Below are 24,272 nucleotides of genomic sequence, written 5' to 3'. Positions count from 1 at the left end.
TAACTATGTCGAAGTTTTTTACATATGAAGAAAGACTAAGTCTTCAAAAATATCTAAAAGAAAGTCGGTCATTTAAAGAAATTGGCCGCAGACTAAAAAAGAACCCAACCACGATTTCTAGAGAGGTGCGAAAGTATCTATCTGAAGTTGCAACAGGTTATCCGGGATATCCTTACAATGCTTGCAAGAGCCGTTTCAACTGTCGGAGAAAAGGGATTTGCGGCAAGGCATGCATGAGACCATCAGCAGCTTATTGCAAGCTCTGTCAGAGATGTAATGACAACTGTCCGGAGTTCATCGAGGAAATCTGCACAGCAAGATGGAGAGTGCCGTATGTGTGCAATGGCTGCGAGCAAATTGAAAAATGCAGTTTGAAGAAAAGCTTCTATGATGCGGAGCATGCCCATGTCAAAGCCCATGAAAAAATATCGGAATCGCGCAGTGGTCTATGTGTCAGCGAAGAAGAAATTGCAAGGCTCAACGTGATCATCAGCCCTTTGGTGCAGCAGGGGCAGTCCATCCATCAGATTTATGTGTCGCATGACGATGAGCTGATGTGCAGCGAAAAGACCATCTACAACTACATTGACGCATGCCTTTTAGATGTACGCAATATTGATTTGCCCAGGAAAGTGAAGTTTCGTGAACGCTATAAAAAACCGGCCTTCAAAGTAGACAAGGGATGCAGAATCGGGAGGAACTATGAAGCGTTTGAGGAGTTCATGAAGAAATATCCAGATACAGCCATTGTTCAAATGGATACAGTCCTAGGTACGCAGGGAGGAAAGTGCTTGTTGACGATCCATTTTGTAGAGACAAGTCTGATGCTTGCATTTTTGAGAGAAGCGAATACATCGCAATCGGTGATTGATGTATACAATGATCTTGACCAAAAACTGGGCCGGGAACCATTTAGAAAGCTGTTCCCAGTCATTCTAACCGACAACGGCAGTGAGTTTTCCAACCCTAAGGCTATCGAATACGGATCCGAAAGTTACAACAAATTCCGCACACGAATTTATTATTGCGATGCCGGATGCCCTTACCAGAAAGGAGCGATAGAGGTCAATCATGGACTGATACGAAGAGTACTTCCCAAAGGGAGCAGCTTCAATCATCTGAAGCAGGAAGAAATCATCCGGATGATGGATCACATCAATTCCTATAAACGGAAAAAGCTGAACGATCGTAGTCCCTACGAAGCGTTCAGCTTTTATCACGGAGAAGAGGTTTTGCAGAAACTTGGATGCTCACCAGTTGCCGCCAAGGACATCTTGCTAAAACCTATCCTTCTCAAGAGATAAGACGATAAAAATGTGCCGCCAGCACCCATGACCATAACTGGAACAGGGGTGGATTCTCCGATTACAAAAAAATCGAGAGGGAATCGACCTCCATTTGGCATGCCCATTTTCACCATGATACTTCAGAAAAACGAAAAAATCAAACTGCATCTTGGTTACAAAAGTGGCTTTTCGTTTTCAAATCCTGCATTTCGGATACAAAAACTGCGTTTCGTTTACAAATATTCAGTTGTCAATTTACAAAATGGCGTCTCGGCTTACAAAGTGGCATCTCACTTTTCAATTAAGCGAACAAAAACGTTTGGATAATCTGAGAAGTCGCTCTTATGCGCAGTTTACCAACCTGGAAACTGCTTTGGTAAAACTGGCATCTCAGGCTTCCTTTCTTTCTTCCTTTGCCGGTCGGAGCTGATGTATGATGGTAGAGCAAGCTGGCAGCGTGGTATGTGAACAGTTGACCAGGAAACTGGACATTCTTCAGAAGATCAGCACGAATACTAAGTTTCAAATGCAATTTATTCAGCAGCGTAAAATGAAAGGCTTATTGCGGCTTTTACGGGAGCGGGCGCAATATTTGCAAGAATGGGAAACACTTATGAAAGAAACTGACAGTACTGTAATTCTTGCAACGGCTGATGAGGAAATGAAAAGGTTAATTTTGCTGATTGAAGGTAAGCTGCAGGAAATCATAGAGGACAATGATGCTGCCATAGAGGCCGCCCAAGCTGAGAAAAACCATATTGCTGCAGATTTGCGGCGGATTGATGCCGAAATAAAATTGCGAAACTCCTATGATTATCAGTGGGAGAAATTCTCTGGAAACTGGTTAAACCAAAAAGGATAGGCATAAAAATAAAAGAATGCCCTTAAGCAAGCAGTAAGTCAGATGAATATTGCCAAACAATGTTAACTTATATTGTTTGGCTATTTTTATTGATAATAAATGTATATGAGTGACAATGGGCTTCTATAAGTATTTATGATGGTTTTAGAATTTCTAATTCGCTTCCTATATAGAGAGAAATAACGTTTTCATGAATAGTTTCACAGGAAGCGTCAGGACGCTTCGAAACCACTGAAAAAGTCAATAAATAAACAACTTCCCTCTGTTATGGTAAATATAACTGTAGATATTTCCTAACGACCATGTTCTGAAGACTATAGCTGAAATAACAATAGCACCAAAATACCATGTTATTAACTGGCACTTGGTGCTATCAATGACTGTCATTGCCTATTTCGCCATTATGATAAGCTGCATCAGCTCCATCCGGGTCTTAACGGCTAACTTGCGAAAAATATTGTTAATGTGCCTTTTCACCGTGAACGGCGAGATACACAGCATGCCGGCTATTGTCGAGTTGCTGTGCCCCTCATACACCAGAAGCAACACTTCATTTTCCCGGTCGGTAAGACAATACTGCACGCTAATATTCTCGATGGACTGTTGACTTCCGCCAGCCCAGTCCGGTCCCGAAGCTACGTCCGGTTCCAAAGTCTTATTAAACAGCTTTTCATTGTAGATATAGGTAATAAAAAGAATGTTCAGCAGCAGATAAAGACCGGCGCTTATCGAATCAAAGAGGAAAAGGCCGGATGATTCAGGGGCGAAAGGATAAATGTACATCTTGAGATCCTGGCAATAGAACAGAAATAGAAACAGGATCAACCCTGCCCCCAGAGTCAACAATGCTTTTTTTGTTCCCTGGTCTGTCCCTTTCAGGCCCTTTACCAGATAACCCGTGCAACCTCCCAACGCAGAAACAGAGAGGATACTGTTCATGCCGATGCCCAGAGCTTTTCCCCACGTGGTCAATATATTAAAATCCTGATCCATAGCGTAAAGATAAATGAACAGCCAGGCCAACACATAGGATAAACCGATAACCTTAAGGCTTTTGTCAAAGAACCAATTTTTTATTTCCTTGCCCGATACTTTACCGGCCACCCTCACCCAGGTATATAAAAGTGCCACTAAGCTGATATCAGAAAAAAGCATCATGCCGACATTGATTTCCCAGACATAAAAGGAGCGATAAAAAAACAGAAAGTTGGTGACTTGGTATAAGAAAAAGGTTGCTACAAAAGCCCTCAACCATTTATATAGCGCATTTTCATATCTTTTCGCCAGCAAGACTATCAGGGTTATACCGGAAGCCCCCAACAGTAGCGAAACGGTCTGTAAAAAGAATAGCACATCCATTAAAATCTCTTCCATTACTCCTGGCCACACCCTCCATTATTATAAATTACCACCATTATACCATATAACATGCTGGGAGAAACATTAAAAAACGTGGATTTCTTGAATAGCACTAAGGTACTAACGAATAAAATGGTACCTTGGTGCTATTGTTATGTCCGGCGGTATTTAGTTCAATTATCTTTGGAGAGATTGTAGGGGCAATTATTTCAAAGGGAAGTTCTTTCCACTGTTGATAAACCAAGAAAGTATTGCTGGGAAGTTAGTTGCTGCCTAGTTGCTGATATTAATCAGCATGGTAATTTGAAGGAACTGTAAAATGCATGGGAAGTGTGCATCTTTTTTACCCTATGACTGACCAAGGTTAGTTTGTGGTCACAATATTTTGCACAGGAGGCAAGATCGTCTAAATGTAAATTGTCATTACATGGGGATAAGCGTAATTTTTGATCAAGGAGGCACTTCGTTGAAAAGAATAAATATATTTATGATATTCTTCCTGTTCTGCCAGATACTTTTGCCTGGTAGAGCATTTGCACTTACGCTTCAGGAATGTGTAGGTACTGCTCTACAAACCCATCCCGATCTGCTTGCGGCGCAAAACAAAGTGGTGACTAAACAAGCTGAGATCAAGCAGTCTCACGCTGGTACCAAACCACAATTTAGTGCAGGAGCATCGTATTCACGAACTGGCTCTGGCAGTGCCAAAAGTAACAAAAGCTATGATACCAGCGTTCAGATAGAGCAACTGGTGTACGACTTTGGCAGGACAAGTCTAAGGATCAAATCCGCCCAAGTAAGTAAAGAGGCCGCTGATGCAGACTACCTTGCTGTTCAAAAAAAGGTTATCGCCAATGTCCGGGCGGCTTACTATAGTTTAAATCAACATGAACGGCAAAATCATGTTGCCAAAACCCGTTATGATAACTATGCTAAGCGTTTCCGCTGGGCTGAATCTTACTACGGAGCTGGTACAAAAGCAAAAATCGAGGTAACCAAGGCTAAAGTCGATTTAGCTAATGCCAAGCTGGCGGTTGTCAAGACCGAATCAGCGATTGCGCAATTCAAGGCGGAACTGGCATCTGCAATGGGCCAGCCGCTGCGCCAAATTGATGCCGTTGACGACAATTTAGCCTATCAGCCCTATGATATTACTATTGAAGAGGCTATTGACCGTGCGATTGCCCATCGTCCGGAACTGATTGCCCGGCAGAAGACGGATCAATATGCCCAGTTAAATCTCGATTATCAGAAGAAAGGCTGGGAACCCAGTGTGAAGGCGTCTGCCGGCTATGGATTTTCGGGTTCAGCGCCGTTTGATGACAGCCACTGGAATGCCCGTCTTTCCCTTTCTCTGCCGCTATGGGACGGCGGTCTTACTCGCAGCAAAATTGAAGCAGCGGCGGCAGAACGCAATGTTTCTAGGGCAGAATTTGATAGTCTGAGAAATTCCGTTATGCTCGAAGTCCGCAAAGCATGGCAGGGTTTATATGAAGCAAAAGAAACCTGGACAGCGGCGCTTGCAGCAGAGACGCAGGCGAAGGAGACTCTAAATCTGGCCGAAGAACGGTATATGGCCGGTGTTGGCAATAGTCTGGAAATATCTGATGCGGTCGAGAGTTATGCAACTGCACAGACAGAAACCATTTCCGCCTTGTATCGATATAAAAGTTCACAGCTTGAACTGGAAAAGGCAATGGGGGACTAATGAATGAATTTTAAATTTAAAAAAATATTGCAATATAAAAAAATGGTACTGGGACTGGTAGTAATCTTGTTGGGGGGCGGATATTTTTTTATAACAAAGATCAGTGAGGAGGAAATACACTATAAAACGACACAAGTCTCCCGCGGCAATATCCGTTCGGTCATACAAGCGAACGGGTCCCTTGATGCTGTTGAAACAGTTGACGTGGGAACCCAGATCTCCGGTACGGTTACTAAAATATACATTAATTATAATAGCAGTGTAAAACAGGGACAGTTGATTGCGGAAATTGACTCATCCACGCAGGAAACCGAGGTTACGCAGGCCGAAGCCAGTTTGCTTACCGCTAAAGCGGATCTGATGAACTATACGGCGCTTCTTGCCAAAGCCGGTAAAGATCTTGAACGGACACAAAAGCTGGCCGCTAAAGATCTGATTGCTAAAACAGAAGTCGATGCCAACGAAAGCGCCTATCTGACCGCGCAAGCGCAAGTGGTGGCTGCTGAAGCGCGAATAAAACAATCGGAGGCTGTGCTTACTAGAGCAAAGATCAATCTGGGGTACACCAAGATTTATTCGCCCGTTGACGGTGTTGTTGTCGCTAAGCTGGTCGAGCAGGGACAAACGGTTGCGGCCAGCTATTCAACTCCCAGCATTGCCAAAATTGCAAGAGATTTAAAACAGATGCGGGTCGAAGTCAATGTGGATGAAGCGGATATCGGCGGGATTAAACAGGGCCAGAAGGCAGAATTTACCGTTGATGCCTATGGGGAAAAAAAGTTTTTTGGCGAAGTTACGCAAATCCGTCTGTCACCCAAAACGAACAATAATAATGTGGTTACCTATGCAGTGATTGTTGGCGTATCCAACGATAACGGGATACTGCTTCCCGGCATGACCGCTAAAGTATCTCTGATTGTTCAGCAGAAAAATGATATTCTGATAGTGCCAAATTCAGCATTCCGTTTTAAACCGGTTGATCCTAAACCGGTTGATCCTACTACGGATGTGGGTGATGAGAACTCGTTCTCTCAGCCGACGGTGGCAGCAGTAGCTACTCCTACCCTCTATACACTGGAGAACAAGACCATTGTTAAGAAGGAAGTGGTGAAAGGGATTACCGACGGACAGAATACGGAGATCCTGTCAGGTCTGAACGAAGGCGCGACAGTAATTACTGGAATTTTCATGGAAAAGGAAGGTAATTAGTATGGCGTTAGTTATGCTAAAAGATATCCGGAAGAGTTTTAAGGTGGATGAGGAAGAACTGGAAATTCTTCACGGCATTAACCTGTCTGTTACCAAAGGTGAGTTCCTTGCAATGATGGGCCCGTCAGGTTCGGGCAAGTCCACTACTATGAATCTCTTGGGATGCCTTGATAAACCAAGTTCCGGGGAGTACTGGCTTGATGGGCAGAATACAAGCAGCCTTGATTCCGACGCACTTGCCAGCATCCGTAATCAAATGATCGGCTTTGTGTTTCAAGGCTTTAATTTGTTGCCTAAGACCAGCGCGCTGGAGAACGTGGAACTGCCGCTTATCTATGCAGGAATGCCGCAAAATGAACGGCGCAAAAGAGCAATTGAAGCTCTTGAACTGATAGGGTTGTCAGAACGGTTGTATCATGAGCCTGCGCAGTTGTCAGGCGGCCAGCAGCAACGGGTCGCGATTGCACGCGGTATCGTGAATAAAGCGCCCATACTGTTGGCTGACGAACCTACGGGAAACCTTGATTCCAGGACCAGCGATGAAATCATGGATTTGTTTGTAAAATTGAACCGGGAATTGGACATTACCATCATTTTGGTTACCCACGAGCCGGATGTGGCGGCCTATGCAAATCGGATGATTCACTTCAAGGATGGCCGCATTATTAGCGATGAAAGGTTGAACAAATCATGATTTCCACACAGCAGATAATTAGAATCGCGATACGGGCTCTGTATAGAAACAAGACGCGGTCTATGCTGACGGCGCTCGGTATCATCATTGGGGTGGCGGCCGTCATTGCGGCATTTGCTGTCGGGCAGGGTGCAAATAAAAGCATTGATGAACAGATTGCTGCCTTTGGCAGTAATTCCGTCATGGTATTTCCTGATCACTCTGGCTTGTCTTCTTCCGGCAAAACCCACCCGCTTACGATGGATGATGCGAAAGCAATTGAACGTGAAGTATCAGGAATTAATGCAGTAGCACCGATTATAGAGTCTTCTGTAAAGTTGATTTATGGCAATACACACTGGAGCACGAATGTGACAGGCAGCAATGCCGCCTATGCAATCGTTCAGGACCGGACAATCGCCAAAGGCCGGGGCTTAAATGACAGTGATGTTCGGCAGGCTGCCAAAGTGGCTGTTCTTGGCCAGACGATTGTCGATAAGATGTTTTTTAATGAGGAACCGGTAGGCAAATCCATACGCATCAATAAAGTGCCCTTTACCGTTGTCGGCGTGGTTGCCTCGAAAGGGCGAAACACCAAAGGCAATAATCAGGACGATTTTGTCCTGGTGCCTATAACTGCGGCGCAAAGCAGACTGGTTCACGAGAATACGCCGGGGAATATCGACAATATCTTCATTAAAGGCGTTTCCATGAACTCCTTGCGATTTATTCAGCATGAGACAGAGTCATTGCTGCGTGAGCGCCATAAGATAAAAGCCGGTGAGGCCGATGACTTTGCGGTAAGAAATATAAGCCAGATTCTCGAGGCGCGGCGCAAGACAACGACCATCATGTCCATGCTGCTTGGTTCTATCGCCTTTATCTCACTTGTGGTCGGTGGGATCGGTATCATGAATATCATGCTGGTATCTGTGTCAGAGCGGACCCGGGAGATCGGAATCCGAATGTCTGTCGGTGCCAAAACCAAGGACATCCGACTGCAGTTTTTGCTGGAGGCATTTGTCTTATCCATGCTTGGCGGTATATTGGGGATTATACTGGGAGTATTTGCCGGATATATGCTGGCTTCCTTTACCGAAGCCCCACCGGTATTTACTGCCACATCCATTCTTCTGGCCTTTCTCTTCTCAGCAAGTGTTGGCATCGGGTTTGGTTATTATCCTGCCTATAAGGCTTCTTGCTTACATCCGATTGATGCATTGAAATATGAGTAAGTGTCCTTTACAGGGTATTCACCCTATGATGTAATTGTTTTAGACTGGGTGATGCCCGGTCTAACCGGGCTGGAGGTTTGTGAATATTTGCGGAAGAAAGGCTATCAAAGCCCTATTTTGATGCTTTCGGCTAAGGCTGATCTTGTTGATCGGGTACTCGGATTGGATTCAAGAGTCGATGATTATCTTGTAAAACCGTTTGAATTAGAGGCCGGGCCGGTCGTCAGGGTGACCCGGGCGAAAGCAGATTTTTTATTAGCCTGGAAGATGATCTGATAAAAAAATATGATATCGCGAAGCTAATTCCCGTCAGAAAATTTCCAACAAAACAGGAAGCGCCGATCAACGATCCTGCTGTATTGTGCGCGGTGGAAAGAGGCCAGAGGATTGTCGAGGGATACAATTCCGACATGAGAAGGCAACTATGGAAATACTCTTTTCTTATCGAGCAGCAGCGCCGTATTATTCATACCAAACGTCAGGACATACTACTGGATAAGGAATCGTTAGATCCTTTATCGGCAAAAGCCGCTGATCGGTACTGTATGCTTCGAGATCAAATCGGGGAGGACGTTTTAAAAAAGTTTAAAAAGCAAATTACCCTTTATCAGATCAACAGATGTTGGGCTGATTATTTGGACTATATCAGCTATGAACGGGAAGGGATACATTTGGTTGCAGTAGGCAAGAAAGATCCTCTTACCGAGTTTCACAGAATTGCCATAGAAGCATTTGATGAGATGATGGACAATATCGACTCTGAAATAGTTAGGACCTTCGAGACCGTTGCGATCGGAAAAGACGGGATCGATATGCTGAAAGCCGGCCTCAAGGGTCCTTCAACTACCTGGACCTACCTTATTAATGACAGTCCGTATCAGTTTAGCCGACTGCCCAGCTTGATCAAAGCCGCCATAACTAGGCATTGCAGGCCTGGGTTTTCGCTACATGCGTTGTGGGAAAAGTATTTTTGGTAAAGAAAATTAACCGAGAATCTTAGTTGGGCAAAATATTGGCTGATAGGAAAAGTCAATGCTAAAGTGAGAGCGACATGGTGATTTTGCCGTGTCGCTTTTTTGTTTCTGAATTATCTTGTAGAATGCATTGTAATAATATAACTACTATAATAATTTATAGCAGCAAGATAAAGGATTAACGGAGGAAGAATATTATGTACACATTTACAAATCAATTTATTTCCAGTCAGAATAACATGGAATTTTTGAAAGCTAGCATGATGGGGCCTAATGCCATGCGAGTAGCAGAGGAATTAGCGTCATGCCTAAACGTCAATGAGAATATGCGTATACTTGACCTCGGTTGTGGGTGCGGTCTTTCCACGCTCTTGCTGACACAAAAATACGGCGCAAAAGTTTTCGCCGCCGACTTGTGGATTTCACCGACTGAAAACTATGAGCGTTTCAAATCTATCGGGATTGACGATAAAGCCGTTCCGATTTCAGTAGACGCGACCAAAGGATTGCCTTTCGCAAACGGATATTTTGACCTGTTGTTTACTGTGGACGCTTACCATTATTTCGGTGATACGGCGGAAATGCTCCCGTCGCTCATTCCTTTTGTGAAAAAGGGCGGCTATATCGCCGTGGCTATTCCCGGCTTAAAATACGAATTTGGAAAAAATGTTCCCGATGATATGGAGCCGTTTTGGAATAGCGAGATGGAAAGAACCCTGCACTCTCTTGATTGGTGGAAAGATTTGTGGAAGAGGGCCGAGGGCATTGAAATGGTGGACAGCCGCGAAATGGCCTGTTGCAGACAGGCGTGGGAAGAATGGCTGACCGGTTCTCATCCCATTGTCGCTGAGGACATCAAAATGATGGAGGCTGAGGGCGGAAAGTATTTTAATCTTGTTCAGTTGATTGCTAAAGTCATTTGAGTGGCGACCACATAATAAGAATCCTGCCGCTTGACGGTCAACAAAAAAACGTGCGGCGGCGGGTAAACGGCAGAACGGCAAAAGCGGACGGTTTAAAACCGTCTGCTTTTTTTGCCCCCTTTTCACGTTGCAAAGCCCGGATAAACCGAGAAAAGCCACGGGACGGTGGAAATGTCTCAAATGAAGACACAACCACCGTCCCCGTGGCTTTCCTTTTGGGCATATACATCCTGCCCGTCCAAATACACCTTTCCGCTTGTCGGCACGTCCACGCCGCCGATGATGTGAAGCAATGTGGATTTGCCGGAGCCGGAGGAGCCGATGATTGCGGTAAACTCCCCCTTTTCGATTGTAAGCGAAACATGGTCAAGCGCGGTAACTTGGTTTTCGCCCTTGCCGTAGACCTTGCATAGATTTTCAATTTTTAAAAACTCCATTATGTGAGTCTCCTTTCTCATGGTTTACCCATATAATAGAACCTTCAACTTACATCTCTGTGACTTTCTGGTGAAAGATATATCATTATATCATAGCGCAGCAATGTTATAACTTCAATGGCCTGCCTTTTTTTGTGCTGCACTAAAGTAAATTTAAAGTGCCGATAGAAGGGTACCACGATAAATATGGTCATGCCGCCGGGCATTTGGTATTGTTGGAGCTGGCGGCTATCTTTAAGAATACTGCCCGGACTACCGATATTGTTACGCGTTGGGGTGGCGATGAATTTGCCATCATCTTTTCCGGGGCTTCGTTACTGGAGGCATATGCCGTTATGGACCAAATTCGCTATAAAGTCGAGGCGAAGTTTAATTCTTCCTATGGTCTGGCCATAAGCGCAGGCGCAAGTTACTCACTTATTTGTAAAGGGTAAACTTGACAAAAGAACAAGAACCATTGTACAATCTAAATATAAACGTTAGCAGTCAATGACGGCGAGTGCTAACAACATATCGGTTTAGCCGTTTCGGGATACTTAAGATTAAGTGCGAGAGAAATAACTCGTTAACACTTAAGTTTGGTATCCTTGAAGACGGTTTTTTTATTTAAAAACAATATAGATTTCCACCGCCACGGGATACGGAAGATTGGGTGTGACGCATCACACTCGCCGGCACGCGCCGAATATCCTTGTAGGCGGTTTTTTTATCGCAAAAAACGAAGGACGAACATCCAAACGCAGGAGGTTTTTTATGGGCAACAATAGATTTGAGCCCAAATTGAAAACGAAAACAATATATATAAAGAGATTTTTCAACGGCATCCCAATAATCCTATTCTGACAGCTAAGGATTGGCCGTATCCCGTGCATACAGTGTTTAATCCGGCGGCTACCATGTTCGGGTCGACCGAGTGGTATGAGAGGGAGGGGGACGTTGATGATGTGGCTTTTCCCAGCGGTTTGGTGCTGGACGATAAGACCGGCCTGCTGAAAATCTATTATGGAGGAGCGGATTCTTGCATAGCCATGGCTACCGCTTCTCTGGGCGATTTACTGGAATATATCCGGAAATGCCCCGAACCGAAAAATGAAGCTCTTTGTTGATAATAGCAGGCGGACTGATTTGCGGGTCCGAGATTCAAGGACAGTAGGTAGAATTAAGAAAGTTAGGAGTAACAAGATGAACGAGCGAAGAAATGTTGCCTTTTTGAGTACATATCCTCCACGCGAATGCGGTTTGGCTACATTTACGGAGGACCTGGTGAACGAGATTAACAAGGTAGCCTTAGTCCGACCGTACGTTGTTGCGGTTGCTGCTGGTAAAGAAGAATACGAGGACTCGCGGGTGGGATATAGGCTTAGTCAGCATGACCACGAAAGTTATCTGAGGGCTGCCCACTGGGTAAACAGCTATATCGATTTGCTGGTTATCGAGCATGAGTACGGAATATTCGGCGGAGAATGCGGCGAATATATCATCGATTTGGTCAAGAATCTGAAGATTCCTTTTGTTGTCACTACCCACACGGTACTGGAAGAACCATCAACCAAGCAACAGGCGGTTTTGCGGGAACTTGGGCAACTGAGCACGAAGTTGGTAACGATGGCTGAAAGTTCGGTCCCGATATTGGCCGGGACATACGGCATTACACCAGGTAAAATAGTGGTTATTCCCCATGGTGTTCCCAGTTTGCTAGTTGGGGCACGGGAAAAATTAAAGGTCAGTTATGACTTGAAGGATAAGCATGTCATCAGCAGTTTTGGTCTTCTCAGTCCAGCCAAAGGTCTTGAGTATGGTATTGAAGCAGTCGCGAAAGTTGTGGCGGATTTCGCTAACGTAGTTTATCTCATTTTGGGCAAGACGCATCCCTATGTCAGACAGGGAATAGGCGAAAGCTACAGGCAGAGCCTTATGGATTTGGCGGAAGGCCTCGGGGTGCGGGATAATGTCCGATTTGTCGACAAGTACCTGACCAAAGAAGAAGTGATAAAGTATCTGCACTTGTCCGACATCTACATGACGCCGTATCTATCCAAAGAACAGGCGGTCAGCGGGACGCTGGCTTACGCGGTTGGCTGTGGACGGGTCGTCGTATCCACTCCGTACCGCTACGCCCAGGAAATGCTGGGCGATGGCAGGGGGATGCTGGCTGAATTCAGGGATTCCGATTCATTAGCGTCATGCGTGAGCTATATCCTACGCAACCCTTTCCGGAAAAAGGAAATGGAGTTAAAAACTCTGGCGGTCGGGCGGATGATGACATGGGATAACGTAGCTAGGCGCTATACCCAACTGTTTATTAGAATCATAGAGGGATTCCATCCGGGCGGAGCGCTGGTGGGATAAATGAATAAATTTATAAAAACTTTTGATGATGCACATATCTTCCGGATGACCGACGATACTGGAATGTTCCAGCACGCGCGAATTAGTGTCCCGGATCTGTTGGAGGGCTACACGACCGATGACAACGCCAGAGCGCTAATAATGGCGGTGATGCTCTATGAGAAACTACAGAAGCCCGTTTACCTTGCGCTGGTTTACCGTTACCTGAGTTTCGTTTTATATGCGCAGAATGAAACCGGCCGGTTCCGAAATTTTATGAACTATAGTCGGCGATTTAAGGAAAAAGAAGGCTCAGAGGATTGTTTCGGGCGCTGCCTATGGGCCTTGGGGTATACCCAAGCATCGCCAACTATGCCCCGGGGGATAAAAGAAGCGTGTACTGATGCAGTTAATCGCGCCCTGCCCAATATCCGATCCGTTACTTGGTCGCGCGGCCAAGCGTATGCTCTGATTGGCCTTAGTCTTATCGGAAAACCTGCAGTCGACAATCTGATTTGCGAATTGGCTGACTCGCTTTTCGACCGATTTGAACACTGTGTCAGGGATGAAGAGTGGCGATGGTTTGAAGACAACATTACCTACGATAATGCAGTATTGCCGTGGGCTTTGTTCGCGGCTTACAGCCGACTGGGGCAGGACAGACTACTTCGCGTGGCGCGAAAAAGTCTGTCCTTTCTTGATTTAGTTACTTTTCGTGACGGCTATTTCCGTCCGGTGGGCTGCAACGGGTGGCTGATACGCGGTGGAGAGCCAGCGCAGTATGACGAGCAGCCTCTCGAAGCTTGTACAACTACACTGGCTCACTTGGCTGCGTATGAAGCTACTGGCGATGCAGCTATGTTGGAATTGGCCCGGAAGAGTTTCTCCTGGTATTGGGGAGAGAACTCCCGCCGAGAAGGCTTGATCGATAACGAGACAGGAGGGTGCTGCGACGGCATCACAACTGATGGTCTGAATCGAAATCAAGGGGCTGAAAGCATTGTCTGTTACGCCATTGCAGGTTTGGCGCTGGCGAAAGACGATGCTGCGGTTAGTAGGAAGTACTTGTCATTGTGCTCCCGCTAAAAATTTAGCCTCTTAGTTGAACTGGCCCTTGGACTTATAATTTGCAAAAGCTGGGCGGAGAAGGCCCACGAAAGAATGAGGAGAACAGGAATGGAAAAACGTGAATATATGAAGAAAATCGAGGCTCAGCTTACAGAATATAATGCTAAATTAGCGGAACTGCGAGGCAAGGTTCTTCAAGCCCAGACTGATATGCGGAGCGAATATCTTAGCCAAGTAAAAATGCTCGAAAGCAAACGAGATGAGCTTAGAAAAACGTATGGGCAGTTTAAGGAAGTTGGTGCAAACGCATGGGAAGATGCGAAAGAAGGGACCGAAAAAGCTTTGGCGGATCTCAAGGTGGCTTTTGATAAGGCGATAAATCGCTTTAAATGGTGATAAATCACTCCTAACCCAGACGATTGAGCGATTTTTGCCGTTAGTGAAATCCTCCGACATGATTATTGTGACCAGTCAGAACTATGTTCACCAAGTGAAAACTGAGCTTGCAGTTTCAAAAGCAACGGATGCACATATTCTGCTGGAAACCGATGCCACGCAATACGGCTCCCTGCCATCGCGCTTGCAGCGAGGTATTGTATTGGCTGGTTAATGTTTCGCGCCTCGGGCACTGAACCCATTGTGCGTATCTATGCCGAGGCAAGTGAGCCCGATCGCTTGCGCGATATCCTCGCTGAAGCGGTAGAGTATGCAAATGACGCGTAAAGTTTTTTTAGTATACCCAGGTTGGCGGCAGGGACTGAAGAATGAGGTGTATTTGTCAGAAGGGAAAGTGATTTTGATGAGCATATCCTCAAATGGAGTGACGGTTTACAGGTTGAATCCCGATGAAATCGAGCGTTTTTTGGCGGCTAAGTATGGCAGAAAAATAACGGCGGTAAATCCGGCCAGAATGGCGAACGAAATCAGAAAATAGCAATATTCAATGCGAAGTATAAAAAGCCAGATTTTTAAAAGTTGATCTGGGAATGAAAGACTAACAATATTCTGCGGAAGATAGGACGTGAAGAAATATTGAAGTCTTACCGAATCCGGAAGAAGGAGCTATTGTGGAATTAAATAGAGATGACCTTGTTATACAACCTGGGGGGAGCGAAGAATATTGGCCTGAGATATACCAGAATGTTGCCCGCGCAGACGTTAACAGAGCTCAGATAAAAAATCTGATGTTTGTTGGTAGTAAACTAAAAAATGCCAGAATTGATGAAAAAAATTGTCCCTAAGAGGAACGAAATTAAGTATTGAACCTGTCGGCTGCAAAGGGGGATAAGACATGTTTGCGATTTTACTCATCGGCTTTGTCGTGGGGGCGGCGCTGGGAAAGATTATGCCGGGGCGCGGATTAGGAGTGATCGGTGATCTTGCCCTGGGGATGTTGGGGGCTTACGCGGGTTCCATGGTTTTTAACATGTGGGATTTGGCTGCTTATGGAGTGGTTGGTTCTGCCGTTATGGCGGCATTGGGAGCGGCCTTGGCACTATGGATTTTTCGAATCCTTTTGTAAGACCCTTTTGGGAGAGGAACAAAATAAAATTGGGATTCGGTACGCAACTTATTAATAAGGGGGATGAAATTATGCCGGAGATCCCGGTTTCAGAGAACATAGCGACACATCCAATCTGGGTGAGGATGGAATCTCAAATTGCCTGGTATATTGATAAGAGCGGCTATAACAAAAAATGGTATAAGGTGCTGAAATTTTTTCAGATCACTTTGGCCATTAGTATTCCGGTCATTAGCCATGTAGACATGGCGATTACAAAATGGATTATATCGATTGAGGGTGCCTTAATCGCCATCTTTGAAAGTATACAATATATGAATCAATATGAAGTCCTTTGGATTTCACACCGATCAACGGCTGAGCGGTTGAAGCGTGAGAAGTTCCTGTTTTTATCTGCCGCTGGTCCTTATCAAGGTTTAAGTGAGAGCGAGGGCCTTACACGCTTGGCGGAGCAAGTCGAAGAACACATCTCTATTGAACAGGCCAATTGGATTAACAATCGAAACTAAGCCAGAGCCTTTGAAAGGTATTTGCGCTGCTTTGTCCATAGTTGCGCGTCGCATTGGTCGATTAGATAGTTGGAAAGGCAAAAGAGTGGTTGCACAGTGTTACGAACGGGGAGAGTGCGCTAATCGAAAGCAAGTCGAATAAACCAGTAACAATCGCTCTGGAAGAAATAGCCCAGGGTAAGATTGTTTATCAGCGGACTAAGATCGGCATAAAATAAGAGAGGTTTATTGTATCCGCAAGATCGTCCGATCAAGGGCGGGCCATTGGGCTATTGTGGCTAAAACGCTAATATAAGGAAGGAGGGGAATACTAATTGCTTTATACTGTAGAATATAATCGTCTGGAGGAGTAATATGATACATAAAAACGAAACGTCTAGTATGCCAGGGGATCCGCCCGATACATTAAGCGACGTAAGCATGGACAAAAAAAAGAAAAATATTGATGAAATGATTGAAGAATTTAACAAGAACAATCCTGCGAAAAAAAACAAAAGGAAATACCGGTAGTCTGAACCCATACATAGTATGGGAAAAAAGAAAAAGGCACCTCTTTATGTCGTATAAGAAAACTATACGAACATGAGAGGTGTATTTTTGTTTTTCCACCATTCCCTTCGGCGAATCCAAGCTATATCTTTCCGCCATTATTGATGGGTTCAACAATGAGGTAATCAGCAGTGTCATTAGCCGATCACCTAATCTGGAGCTTGCTTTTGAAACAGTCAATCAGGCTATCCGAAGCCGAAGTACGCTATACAATGCAGACCCCATTCTAACTTCACCTTGGTCATGCCCTTAAGGCTAAATCGGCGCATGTCAAAATTGCCTTTGATATTTCCAAAGACACTCTCGACTTCAACCGGCCTTAGGCTACGCATGTTTTACGTTTTCAGAAAAATTCATGAGCGAAACCTCCTAAAATGTATTCATTTAAGGGGCTTAGTCGCACATTTCCGTCTATTTGTCAACCTTTTTCTATAAAAAAAGAACAGGGTGCGCTTTTTTCGTACGCGGTTCTTTTTGGGATTTATCCTTGTCTCTAACTTAATGACATTGCCTCGGCGGTGGCTCTTTCTATGGCTTGGAACAGGCTGCCCGGGGAAATGTTACCGGATCGATCTTTTCATCCTGGCCGGATTGCAGATTGACCGTTTCAAGTATTTTGAGAAAAAGTGATACCGCAGGGTTCTGGCAGTCCTTCTTCCAGGTAGCCATGATATTACAGCAGGCTTCCTCCCCCTGCATGCCGACTAAGGAAATCCCGGCAGGAACATGGCGCGCCAGCGACGGATCTTTAGGCATGAAAGAAATGCCCATCCCTGCCTCGACATACCAGTAAACACTCTCCATATGGGTTGTCTTGCTGGCAATATTAGGTGTAAAGTTTCTGCTTGCACAAAGATTCATAAACCAGCTAAAACCGTCCGGTGTTTCCGTATCGGACAGAACAATGAAGGGGTCGGTGGCCAGGGCCGAGATATCAAGGGAAGCAACTCCCGCGTAAAGATGGTCGCCGGGCAATAAAAAGTACATAGGCGTTTTTTGAATTAGACGCTGGGCGAACCGGCCGGTTTTCAGTTCCCGGCCCATTATGATCGTGAACCCCATATCCACTTCGCCGGATTCAATAGCCTCTTCAATCATTTTAAGGGTTAACACCCGGATATCAACGCTGATTTGCGGATATAGTGAGTGGAAGCGTTTGAGCGAATACGGGAGAAAGGCATTTTCAAAACCAAAACAGCCGAGTTTCAGACTGCCACGGATGCCGCGCTGGGCCTGACGGGTTTTTTCAATAATATCGGCCATTCTGGCGATCAGTCCATTGCCCTCGCGCAATAAGGTTTTTCCGGCCGGTGTCAGCTCAAGAGACCTGTGATGACGAATAAACAGGTCAACGCCCAGCTCTGATTCGAGATCGGCAATTTGTTTACTTAGCGCCGACTGGCCAATATAAATCCTTTTAGCCGCCTCAGTGAAACTCAGACACTGGGCAACTGTTATAAAAGACTGCAAACTTCGGATATCCATGCCGTTTCCTCCTGACTGGCTAATTATCTTACTATAATCATAATATAACCGGCTGTGAAACGGTAGATGATCGGGACAATTTGCTATGATTTTTGGGAATGGTTTTAAGAATTATGAGAATTTGACGCTGTTTTCGAGCTGGGTTAACATTGAAATACAAGCGATCTGTTCATTTGGAGCACGCAAATAATATACAAATTAATTTCAATAAAAATAAATATACGAGGGAGTGGGAACATGAAAACACCACAAGAACTATTATTAGAACGCAAGACGCGGGTTCATAAAGCCGTTGCCCTGGAAAAGCCGGACAGAACGCCGGTAATATTAATGGCCGATGCTTTTTGCGCCAATCACATGGGGGTAAAGCTGTCCGACTTTTGTTCAAGCCTTGCTATCCAGAACCAAACGATACTAAACTCCGCGAAAGCTTTCGGCGATATTGACGGTATGAATGCGCCCTATGCGGCAGGGCCGCTGTTTCCGCTGATTTTTATGACCTATGTCAAACTTCCCGGCAAGGAGCTGCCCGACAATTCCCTGTGGCAGCTTGACGAAAGGGAAGTTATGGCGGTGGAAGACTATGATACTATCCTCAATAAGGGCTGGGCGCCGTTTATGCAGGATTATCTGGTCAACAGACTGCATTACCCGCTTGCCCAGACGCTGGAGGAACTGGCGCAAACACCGCAATTTGTGAAAAACTTCGAAGATGCCGGGTATATGATATATTCGCCCATTATCGCCACCGCGGTCCCGGAACTGCTCGGAGGCGGCCGTTCCTTGCCGAAATTTATGCGGGATTTGTATAAGATCCCCGATAAGGTCGAGGCTGTACTGGACGTTATCCAGCAAGAGTGCCTGGAAGCCTTGCGGCAGCAAATCCGGGCGACCAAAGCTTCCATTGTGTTTATGTCACCGGCCCGCGGAGCCAGTGAGTTTTTCTCGCCGAAGCTCTGGCAGCGTTTTATTTGGAAATACCTAAAGGAAACAGTGGACGTAATCCTGGAAGAAGGGGCGTTTGCCGATATTCACATTGACTCCAACTGGGAACGCGATCTGGAATTTTTCCGGTCGCTGCCGAAAGGCAAATGTGTTTTTGAAACCGACAGCGCTACCGATATTTACAAAGTCAAAGAAGTTATCGGCGACATGATGTGCATCAAAGGGGACGTTCCGGCTGCCAGGCTGGCGCTGGCCACCCCGGATGAAGTCTATAGCTATTCGGCCAAACTGGTGAAAGACATGGGGCCGGGTTTCATTCTCTCTTCCGGCTGCTCCATACCGCCGAACGCCAAGATTGAAAATGTCAAAGCCATGATTGCGGCCGCCACCGGCCAATAGAACATCTTTCACCACGAGTGACGTAGCCAATAGAAAATAAAGACAAAAAAATATAGTCATGATATAATATCAATAAATAATAATTTTTTCAAGCTTGGAAAGGTAGCTAGGGTTCCGCCTCTTACGAGGGCTGCGACCGAGCGCTACAGCCCGCTTTGCGGGGGCACCTATTGGCATAAAAAGCCCGAGGGGGATAGCTTGGCGTATTTAAGTGCGTCAAGATATCTCTCCGGGCTTATTTTTTTAGGAAGGGGTTGGGTGTTCATGATTGCCGATCAATATGACGTTTTTCTGTTTGATCTCGATGGTGTAATTTATCGTGATGATGTTGTTTTAGCAGGGAGTAGAAGATGTATCAGAAAACTTCGGGCACTGGGGAAAAAAGTTTATTTCTTGACGAATGATCCGCGACCAACTAGACAAGAGCTATACGATCGCCTAAAGTCAATGAAGATATCAGTGTCACAAGAAGAAATAATTACTTCTGGTTGGGCGACTGCTCAGTATCTAGCTGAAAATAATATCTCCGATGTTTTTGCAATTGCCACCGAAGGGTTTATCAGCGAATTGGAAGCCCTTGGTATTAGAACAAAAATTGAAGTTAGTTGCCAAGCCGTTGTAGCTGGTTATAATGAAAACACGAATTTTGCTCAAATTCAGCAAGCGATAAGACATCTAGAGAAAGGCTCACGATTTATTGCTACAAATGCTGATAAATCATTTCCGGGGCGAAATGGGCGATGCATTGCGACAGGGGCAATTGTTGAGATGATTCGTATGGTTAGTGGAAAACAACCGTTTATTATCGGTAAGCCATACTCTTATATTTTTTCGATTGTTTTCAGGAGAGTTGTTCCTGGTTCACGGATGGTAATGATCGGCGATAGCCTGGAAACAGATATCTTAGGAGCACATCGGCAAGGAATCGATGCTATTCTTTTATACAAAGATAAGTTACGTTTTCCGTCAAAGTACGATTATCGGATGCCAGACAATATTATTCCTAATATTTTAGATTTGTTTAAGCCTAATGTAGAAGTGAAGAATTGGAGAAATCCGGGTTTTCCATGGCCGGACGATGTAAAACCTGGTGTAGCGGCAGTAATATTTAATGCACAGCGTCAGGTATTATTGGTTAGACGTAATGACAATGGCCTGTGGAGTCTTCCGTCAGGGCACTTGGAAATTGGTGAAACGGTTATAGAAGCGATTAAACGGGAAATACAAGAAGAGACGGGTTTGATTGTGGACGTGAAGAAATTAATAGGCGTCTATTCAGATCCCGTTTCGCAGGTTTTTTCTTATCCCTCTGGCGCTACTACCCATTTCATTACCTTGAGCTTTTTATGTTGCATAACAGGTGGATGTATGCAAGCGGACTATAGTGAAATTGCTGAAGTTGCTTTCTTTGATATAAGTAATTTACCAATTAATTTACTAAAAATGCATCCGCAATGGCTAACAGATGCGTTAGTCGAGCAAAGTTTTTCTTTTCTTCGATGAATGCGTAGGAGAAATCCCGAGGACACTACAATGCTGCCGTGAAAGACTAGGGGACGTTCTCCTCTGCGTGACATCACCTATTGGACGGAAATGTTGAATAATAGTCGGGATGCTGAGGTAATTCCCATTTACGAGATGAAGGGAAATAATGACGAGCTTTGGGCAGATTGGATCAGGCAAGAAAATGAGTTGCGGTCAATGACCGTAAGGCGATAGGGGCTGGCGGCGGGAAATATTTGAATTTTATTGCCTTCGTCCTGTGAAAAAAATGATGGAACCGCAGTCAGCTTCATTACTCTGGCTTATCCGGAACATCAATATACCCTTGACCGACTAATACCGACGTGCCGCCGACTTTAATACTAGTTACGCGATTGTCCTCCTTGTGCAGCGTTACTTGTATCAGGCTAGAGCGACCGATTTCGAACCCTTGCTCGATTGTACTCGTGTAAGTTGTGTTGCCTTCTGCGATTCGGGAACCCAGGTAACCGGCAAAGGCTGTCGCTGCGGCGCCTGTGGCCGGGTCTTCAGCTATACCCAGGGCTGGTGCGAACATTCGGGCATGGAAAGATGATTCGGGACGTTCTGTTTGAGCGGTGAAAATATATATATGGGGGGCCCAATAATTTGAAAACACGCGCTCCCATTCGGACAAATTAACTTTTGCCCGCTTGACCGCCTGCAAGTCATTAACCGGTACGAATAAGAAGGGAACGCCACAGGAAACTGCTTGTGGAAAATATTCGGTTGACGTGATGTCAGAGACTGACAATGATAGTACCTTTGCGATTTCTTCTGCGGCAGGTGCTGCCGGACCGAACTCGGGAAGCATTCCGGCAGAGAGCTGAGAAAACGAGGGATTGCCGTCTTTACTGGTAATCGATACGTTGATGTCGCCAATCCCCTCCTCAAAGACGATTTCGGTAATTTCGCCACGCAGAGGAATCTCACCCGTTGCAGCTAGGATGAAAGCCGTTCCTATGGTTGGGTGCCCTGCGAAGGGAACCTCGGTTCCCGGGGTAAAGATACGCAATTTGCGAGTGTTATCCCGATTGGTTGGAGGAAATACAAAAACAGTTTCGGACAGATTGAACTCCCTTGCAATAAGTTGCATGGTTTTATCATCCAGACCTTCTGCATTGGGGAAAACTGCCAACTGATTTCCGCTGAACAGAATGTCAGTAAAGACATCCGTCGTGATGAATTGGTATCGCATACTCTAATACCTCCTGAGTTTAAGCTTGTTTTGGATCACTGTTTAGCTTATAATAGCATTCAATAATCGATCAGTAAAATTGGAAATACTCGATGATAAGTTCGAATAAACCGATTGAAGTGGCGATACCGTAAAAGAAGTGAGTAAGGAGGTTCAGTGTGGATACTAGAGAGTTGCGAACATTTGTAACGATAGCAAAACACGGCAGCTTTACAAAAGCAGCCACGGAGCTTGGCTATGCTCAGTCTACGATTACTGGACAGATACGTACATTAGAAGCTGAGCTTGGGACACGCCTTTTTGAACGCATTGGTCGACGTACATTTCTCACTTCGACAGCACAAAAGTTGATGGGCTATGCTCAAACCATCCTATCCTTGTCAAACGAAATGACCAGTCTGGCGAATCTGAACAATATGCCGCAAGGCGCTTTGCGAGTAGCCTCGTCAGAGTCTTTGCTATCGACACGATTACCAAGCTTATTAGCAGAATATCATCGGCTATATCCTTCGGTGGAGCTGATATTGAAATACGGAAATTATGGGTCTTATTTGCAGGCTTTACGGGAAAACGAGATTGATGTTTGCTTGCTATTGGACCAGCAGATCGTTGATGCTGACTTTATTCCCGTAATTGCTGTTTCCGAGCCTATTGGCCTGTTCGGGTCTCCACACCATCGATTGGCGGCATGCGGGAAGGTATCTGTGAGTGATTTGAGTGACGAAACATTGATTTTAGGCGAAGCGGATTGCAGCTACCGCAGACTATTGGAACTCAGTATGTCTAAGGAGGGAATCCGCCCTAAATCTATATTGGAAATAGATAGTGTTGAAATCATAAGGCAACTCGTAGCGGGTAATCTGGGAATTACGGTTCTGCCGCGAGTTACGGTCAGAAATTTCTTAGAGAAAAACGAACTTATAGAGCTTGAGTGGCAAGGACCACCATTTAATTTAAAAACACAATTGCTTTATCATAAAGATAAGTGGATTTCCCCGGCTTTGGAGGCTTTTCTGGAACTGTCTGCAAATTATTTTACATGAACGTTGCCCCAATCAATCTCCTGTTTAATGTGTCTGCAGTGCATTTCTAGTGAGCTACCTGACATGGTTCGGAAGCAGTGTTTGGAAGTATTGAAAAAAATAGTGTAGTATGGGTCTGAATTAAGTAAAATGCATAAGGTGATGCTGATAATATAATTTGCAAAGGCCATAATAGGAGGGAATGTAATAACTCTTATGAAGAAATTATTTATATAATATGCATTGGAAGAGGTGAGAAATATAAATGACATTTTTATGTGGGGACGAAATTTAGGTGCTGTAACTAATATTGTTAAAGCAGATGTGCATAAGCACTGGATGATACAATTGTTTATTAGTAATGATGGAAATTTGGAGATTAATGTAAATGATCAAAAAATATATTGTCGTGCCATTGTTGTTAATATGAATACAAAGCATATGTTTTATTCTGGCAACCAAATTCACTTTACGATGTTAATCAATCCAACTACTCAATTAGGAAGAGCAATGCGAGTACATTTTTTAAATGAGAAACCCTACTATATTTTATGCGAAGATATAGCAGTCGAATTGCAAAAGCAGCTTACAAGTGCTATTAGTAAGGGTGAAAACGCCGATTATTCAGAGATTATAAGAAATGTTGTCTATTGTTTTAAAGATGACAACCTCAAAGGATATGATGAAAGAACTGAGATAATATTAAGAAGGATAGACACCTGCGCTTGCGAAGAGGAAAAACATCAGGTGAAACAAATAGCAAAGGAAATGGCTCTATCTGAAAGTAGACTATCACATCTTTTCAAAGAAGAAACTGGTATTCCACTGAAAAGTTATATTGTTTTTCATAAGTTGCTAAAAGCGTATGAAAAGATATTTGATGGTGAAAGTATTACAGCTGGAGCAATAGCGGTAGGATTTGATTCTGCAGCACATTTAGCATTTACTAATAAAAAAATGACTGGAATGTCAGCAAGGGGAATTATGAAGGAAAGCAGATTTTTGAAAGTAATTCTATAAATGAATTGCTATAATATGACTATACTAAAAAGCAGGAGGT

General features: G+C 44.7%; 30 protein-coding genes and 1 pseudogene. 26 read left to right on the top strand and 5 right to left on the bottom strand.

From position 1 onward, the window contains the following. Nucleotides 1-5 precede the first annotated feature (5 nt). Nucleotides 6-1,304: an IS30 family transposase gene (locus SRRS_RS16895; RefSeq protein WP_371362158.1), complete on the top strand. Its 1,299-nt coding sequence runs from the start codon at nt 6-8 to the stop codon at nt 1,302-1,304. A gap of 415 nt (nt 1,305-1,719) precedes the next feature. Further along, complete coding sequence (locus SRRS_RS16890) at nt 1,720-2,148, top strand: hypothetical protein (protein ID WP_371362157.1); 429 nt, start codon at nt 1,720-1,722, stop codon at nt 2,146-2,148. A 390-nt stretch (nt 2,149-2,538) separates the two neighbouring features. On the opposite strand, the gene SRRS_RS16885 is transcribed toward SRRS_RS16890, so the two are convergent. Further along, nucleotides 2,539-3,522, bottom strand: coding sequence for a response regulator transcription factor (locus tag SRRS_RS16885; protein WP_371362156.1), 984 nt, complete (start codon nt 3,520-3,522; stop codon nt 2,539-2,541). 451 nt (nt 3,523-3,973) lie between these two features. Between SRRS_RS16885 and SRRS_RS16880 the strand changes: the two genes are divergently transcribed. The 7 genes from SRRS_RS16880 to SRRS_RS16850 all read left to right on the top strand — a co-directional run bounded on the left by SRRS_RS16880 (nt 3,974) and on the right by SRRS_RS16850 (nt 10,229). Next, nucleotides 3,974-5,215, top strand: coding sequence for a TolC family protein (locus tag SRRS_RS16880; RefSeq protein ID WP_371362154.1), 1,242 nt, complete (start codon nt 3,974-3,976; stop codon nt 5,213-5,215). 3 nt (nt 5,216-5,218) lie between these two features. Beyond that, a complete protein-coding gene (locus SRRS_RS16875) occupies nt 5,219-6,424 on the top strand; it encodes an efflux RND transporter periplasmic adaptor subunit (RefSeq protein WP_371362153.1) in 1,206 nt (401 codons plus the stop codon). A 1-nt stretch (nt 6,425) separates the two neighbouring features. Then, nucleotides 6,426-7,118, top strand: a complete 693-nt coding sequence (locus SRRS_RS16870) for an ABC transporter ATP-binding protein (RefSeq protein WP_371362152.1) — start codon at nt 6,426-6,428, stop codon at nt 7,116-7,118. Beyond that, complete coding sequence (locus SRRS_RS16865) at nt 7,115-8,332, top strand: ABC transporter permease (protein ID WP_371362151.1); 1,218 nt, start codon at nt 7,115-7,117, stop codon at nt 8,330-8,332. The genes SRRS_RS16870 and SRRS_RS16865 overlap by 4 nt, the downstream gene beginning before the upstream one ends. Further along, nucleotides 8,333-8,608, top strand: coding sequence for a response regulator (locus SRRS_RS16860; protein WP_371362149.1), 276 nt, complete (start codon nt 8,333-8,335; stop codon nt 8,606-8,608). After that, nucleotides 8,536-9,309, top strand: a complete 774-nt coding sequence (locus tag SRRS_RS16855) for a hypothetical protein (RefSeq protein WP_371369855.1) — start codon at nt 8,536-8,538, stop codon at nt 9,307-9,309. Before SRRS_RS16860 ends, SRRS_RS16855 begins: the two co-directional genes overlap by 73 nt. Before the next feature lie 194 nt (nt 9,310-9,503). Then, nucleotides 9,504-10,229 (top strand): cyclopropane-fatty-acyl-phospholipid synthase family protein, encoded by a 726-nt coding sequence (locus tag SRRS_RS16850; protein ID WP_371362148.1) that lies wholly within the window; start codon nt 9,504-9,506, stop codon nt 10,227-10,229. Between the two features lie 209 nt (nt 10,230-10,438). On the opposite strand, the pseudogene SRRS_RS16845 reads toward SRRS_RS16850, so the two are convergent. Then, nucleotides 10,439-10,666: pseudogene (locus SRRS_RS16845) on the bottom strand (ATP-binding cassette domain-containing protein); the annotation flags it as partial. Nucleotides 10,667-10,824: 158 nt separating this feature from the next. On the opposite strand from SRRS_RS16845, the gene SRRS_RS16840 reads away from it, so the two are divergent. From SRRS_RS16840 to SRRS_RS16780, 13 genes are all read left to right on the top strand, one after another. Then, on the top strand, nt 10,825-11,100 hold the full coding sequence (locus tag SRRS_RS16840) for a GGDEF domain-containing protein (RefSeq protein WP_371362147.1): 276 nt from the start codon (nt 10,825-10,827) through the stop codon (nt 11,098-11,100). 432 nt (nt 11,101-11,532) lie between these two features. Further along, nucleotides 11,533-11,772 (top strand): hypothetical protein, encoded by a 240-nt coding sequence (locus SRRS_RS16835; RefSeq protein WP_371362145.1) that lies wholly within the window; start codon nt 11,533-11,535, stop codon nt 11,770-11,772. A 76-nt stretch (nt 11,773-11,848) separates the two neighbouring features. Beyond that, on the top strand, nt 11,849-13,015 hold the full coding sequence (locus SRRS_RS16830; RefSeq protein WP_371362143.1) for a glycosyltransferase family 4 protein: 1,167 nt from the start codon (nt 11,849-11,851) through the stop codon (nt 13,013-13,015). Then, on the top strand, nt 13,016-14,080 hold the full coding sequence (locus SRRS_RS16825; RefSeq protein ID WP_371362142.1) for a glycosyltransferase: 1,065 nt from the start codon (nt 13,016-13,018) through the stop codon (nt 14,078-14,080). A 90-nt stretch (nt 14,081-14,170) separates the two neighbouring features. Further along, nucleotides 14,171-14,458 carry a hypothetical protein gene (locus SRRS_RS16820; RefSeq protein ID WP_371362141.1) on the top strand — a complete coding sequence of 96 codons (288 nt, stop codon included), beginning with the start codon at nt 14,171-14,173 and terminating at the stop codon, nt 14,456-14,458. Nucleotides 14,459-14,492: 34 nt separating this feature from the next. Then, nucleotides 14,493-14,672 (top strand): hypothetical protein, encoded by a 180-nt coding sequence (locus SRRS_RS16815; protein WP_371362140.1) that lies wholly within the window; start codon nt 14,493-14,495, stop codon nt 14,670-14,672. Then, complete coding sequence (locus SRRS_RS16810) at nt 14,672-14,785, top strand: hypothetical protein (RefSeq protein ID WP_371362139.1); 114 nt, start codon at nt 14,672-14,674, stop codon at nt 14,783-14,785. The genes SRRS_RS16815 and SRRS_RS16810 overlap by 1 nt, the downstream gene beginning before the upstream one ends. Further along, a complete protein-coding gene (locus SRRS_RS16805; RefSeq protein WP_371362137.1) occupies nt 14,775-14,996 on the top strand; it encodes a hypothetical protein in 222 nt (73 codons plus the stop codon). Before SRRS_RS16810 ends, SRRS_RS16805 begins: the two co-directional genes overlap by 11 nt. A 133-nt stretch (nt 14,997-15,129) precedes the next feature. Continuing rightward, nucleotides 15,130-15,303: a hypothetical protein gene (locus SRRS_RS16800; protein WP_371362136.1), complete on the top strand. Its 174-nt coding sequence runs from the start codon at nt 15,130-15,132 to the stop codon at nt 15,301-15,303. 50 nt (nt 15,304-15,353) lie between these two features. Further along, a complete protein-coding gene (locus SRRS_RS16795; RefSeq protein WP_371362134.1) occupies nt 15,354-15,584 on the top strand; it encodes a GlsB/YeaQ/YmgE family stress response membrane protein in 231 nt (76 codons plus the stop codon). 71 nt (nt 15,585-15,655) lie between these two features. Then, the gene (locus SRRS_RS16790) at nt 15,656-16,093 is read left to right on the top strand and encodes a DUF4231 domain-containing protein (RefSeq protein WP_371362132.1); all 438 of its coding nucleotides are present in this window, start codon (nt 15,656-15,658) and stop codon (nt 16,091-16,093) included. 89 nt (nt 16,094-16,182) lie between these two features. Next, nucleotides 16,183-16,311: a DNA-directed RNA polymerase subunit omega gene (locus tag SRRS_RS16785; protein ID WP_371362130.1), complete on the top strand. Its 129-nt coding sequence runs from the start codon at nt 16,183-16,185 to the stop codon at nt 16,309-16,311. A 136-nt stretch (nt 16,312-16,447) separates the two neighbouring features. Continuing rightward, entirely contained in the window at nt 16,448-16,603 is a 156-nt protein-coding gene (locus SRRS_RS16780) for a hypothetical protein (protein ID WP_371362129.1), read from the top strand. A 224-nt stretch (nt 16,604-16,827) separates the two neighbouring features. On the opposite strand, the gene SRRS_RS16775 is transcribed toward SRRS_RS16780, so the two are convergent. Continuing rightward, the gene (locus SRRS_RS16775) at nt 16,828-16,974 is read right to left on the bottom strand and encodes a transposase (RefSeq protein WP_371362128.1); all 147 of its coding nucleotides are present in this window, start codon (nt 16,972-16,974) and stop codon (nt 16,828-16,830) included. Between the two features lie 196 nt (nt 16,975-17,170). After that, nucleotides 17,171-18,127 carry a LysR family transcriptional regulator gene (locus SRRS_RS16770; RefSeq protein ID WP_371362127.1) on the bottom strand — a complete coding sequence of 319 codons (957 nt, stop codon included), beginning with the start codon at nt 18,125-18,127 and terminating at the stop codon, nt 17,171-17,173. A gap of 237 nt (nt 18,128-18,364) precedes the next feature. Between SRRS_RS16770 and SRRS_RS16765 the strand changes: the two genes are divergently transcribed. Further along, nucleotides 18,365-19,471 carry a uroporphyrinogen decarboxylase family protein gene (locus SRRS_RS16765; RefSeq protein ID WP_371362126.1) on the top strand — a complete coding sequence of 369 codons (1,107 nt, stop codon included), beginning with the start codon at nt 18,365-18,367 and terminating at the stop codon, nt 19,469-19,471. 198 nt (nt 19,472-19,669) lie between these two features. Next, nucleotides 19,670-20,974, top strand: a complete 1,305-nt coding sequence (locus SRRS_RS16760) for an HAD-IIA family hydrolase (RefSeq protein WP_371362124.1) — start codon at nt 19,670-19,672, stop codon at nt 20,972-20,974. A 292-nt stretch (nt 20,975-21,266) separates the two neighbouring features. Here SRRS_RS16760 and SRRS_RS16755 read toward each other — a convergent pair whose 3' ends face one another. Continuing rightward, nucleotides 21,267-22,190: a PhzF family phenazine biosynthesis protein gene (locus tag SRRS_RS16755; RefSeq protein WP_371362123.1), complete on the bottom strand. Its 924-nt coding sequence runs from the start codon at nt 22,188-22,190 to the stop codon at nt 21,267-21,269. Nucleotides 22,191-22,348: 158 nt separating this feature from the next. On the opposite strand from SRRS_RS16755, the gene SRRS_RS16750 reads away from it, so the two are divergent. After that, nucleotides 22,349-23,233, top strand: coding sequence for a LysR family transcriptional regulator (locus tag SRRS_RS16750; RefSeq protein ID WP_371362122.1), 885 nt, complete (start codon nt 22,349-22,351; stop codon nt 23,231-23,233). Nucleotides 23,234-23,464: 231 nt separating this feature from the next. Next, nucleotides 23,465-24,232, top strand: coding sequence for a helix-turn-helix domain-containing protein (locus SRRS_RS16745; protein ID WP_371362121.1), 768 nt, complete (start codon nt 23,465-23,467; stop codon nt 24,230-24,232). Nucleotides 24,233-24,272: the final 40 nt, after the last annotated feature.

The organism is Sporomusa rhizae (assembly GCF_041428845.1).
Classification (GTDB): Bacteria; Bacillota; Negativicutes; order Sporomusales; family Sporomusaceae; genus Sporomusa; species Sporomusa rhizae.
Note: the sequence above shows the minus strand (reverse complement) of the source record. Positions and strands in the feature narration are given on the sequence as shown.